The organism is Halochromatium glycolicum (assembly GCF_016584085.1).
GTDB classification, from domain to species: Bacteria; Pseudomonadota; Gammaproteobacteria; order Chromatiales; family Chromatiaceae; genus Lamprobacter; species Lamprobacter glycolicus.
Map to the genome: position 1 here is coordinate 1 of NZ_NRSJ01000107.1, position 1700 is coordinate 1700.

The window sequence follows — 1700 nt, forward strand, 5'->3', positions numbered from 1 at the left end:
GCGCCCGCTAACGTCCCCGCTCCTGTTCAACAAGGCGCTCAAACCGTCCCCATTGACCCAGGAGCGGCCGGCCAAAAGCTCGGAGCTGTTTTTTTTGCCCTGCCAGGGGCGGCTTAGCTTAACGTTATGTTCGAGAAAGTGCATGATGAGTAATTTGAAATACGGCGCCGCGTCAGTTGCGGATTTACCTCGAATCGTAGATATGAAGATTGAAATGTTCTATGAGGCTGGTCATGGAGATCTCCTAACATCAGATGCTGAATCGATTGTGCTGAAAGATTATCTCAGCCTGTATGAAAAGAACCTGGCTTGTCATTTTGTAGCCCGAGATGGGCAAACTCTTGTGGCCTCTGTAGGGGCATTTGTAAAAAATGATCTCCCATTTAGATATTTCGAGCCGCCTCGGTATGGTTTCCTGGGAGATGTATATACAGAGGATAGATACCGGGGCATTGGTATTGCTACTACGCTCAGCATTCATGCCCTGAACTGGCTGAAATTAAGAAATATTAGAATGGTGCGCCTGTTTGCATCGGAGGCCGCACGGCCAATTTATGAGTCTCTAGGATTCACGAACACCGACGAAATGGCACTCCAATTAGAAACATAATCGGGTAAGGACGGGTGTTTAACCCGCCCTCCCCACACCACCTAGCATGCGGGTCCGCGACTCAAGCGGTTCACGAGAAGGGAGCACACGACGCTTTAGGCATCGCCATGCGCTTTCATCCACTGATCGCGAATGCTAATCAAGCCCTGGCGTTTCAGCCAGTCATTGGTCATCCCGGTTTGTGTGCCCAGCGAGCGGGACAGATGCCAGTCGCTCTTGGAGCTCATGCCCGTCCAAATCGCGGTCCGTGCCCGTGTTCCCAGAGCCAGCAGATGGCGAATGCGATTACGCACGCCGCGCCACTGTTTCCAGTCGCACAGGCGGATGCGCCGCCGCAGCCAGTGGTCCAGCTCGGGAATCGGCCGGTAATCGTCCGAGATGCCGAAGTCGCCCATCCAACCACGGACGTAGTCGGAGAGTGTCTTGAGCCGGTACGCCATCGACACGCCCCAACTCCGTCCGGTCAGCAAGTGCCGCCGGTGGCGGAAGTCTTGGTGGGCGCGTTCGGACCAACGCCGCTTCTTGCCCCGGAAGGTGAATCCCAGGAATTCGCAGTCGTCGGTCTTGACCACACGGCTCTTGTGCGCGTTGACCACCAGCTTGAGCGTTGCGGTCAGATAGCGAGACACGCTCGCCATGACCCGCTCCCCGGCGCGGTGGCTACGCACGAGGATCAGCAGGTCGTCCGCGTAACGGACGAACCGGTGTCCCCGACTCTCCAACGCCTTGTCCAAGTCATCCAAGAGGATATTGGCCAGCAACGGCGACAGCGGCCCACCCTGTGGCGTGCCCACCTCCGTTGCTTCAAAGGTTCCCCCAACCAAGACGCCCGCCCGCAGGTACGCACCGATCAGTGCCAACAGCCGCTTGTCGCGCACCTTCCGGCCCACGCGGGCCATCAGGACGTCGTGCTGGACGTTGTCGAAGAACGTCGCCAAGTCCAGATCAACCGCGATGCGCTAGCCGTCACCGATGTGGGCTTGTACCCGCCTCAATGCTCCGTGGGCGGAGCGCCCTGGTCGACCAAATCGCCGGGAGCGATTTTGAGCCGCCGCAGGCGGACCCGAAGGGCGCGCGCCATGGATGGTGC

At 58.2% G+C, this 1700-nt stretch carries 2 protein-coding genes; one reads left to right on the forward strand and one right to left on the reverse strand.

The window, feature by feature from the left end:
* The first annotated feature begins 214 nt into the window (after positions 1-214).
* The gene (locus CKO40_RS25565; protein WP_420827411.1) at positions 215-610 is read left to right on the forward strand and encodes a GNAT family N-acetyltransferase; all 396 of its coding nucleotides are present in this window, start codon (positions 215-217) and stop codon (positions 608-610) included.
* A 95-nt stretch (positions 611-705) separates the two neighbouring features.
* On the opposite strand, the gene CKO40_RS23665 is transcribed toward CKO40_RS25565, so the two are convergent.
* Positions 706-1566 carry a reverse transcriptase domain-containing protein gene (locus tag CKO40_RS23665; protein WP_338074261.1) on the reverse strand — a complete coding sequence of 287 codons (861 nt, stop codon included), beginning with the start codon at positions 1564-1566 and terminating at the stop codon, positions 706-708.
* Positions 1567-1700 lie beyond the last annotated feature (134 nt).

Bases quoted from the DNA above. Each gene is read 5' to 3' on its own strand.
- CKO40_RS25565 (WP_420827411.1), top strand. From the start codon at position 215: ATGTTCTATGAGGCTGGTCATGGAGATCTCCTAACATCAGATGCTGAA.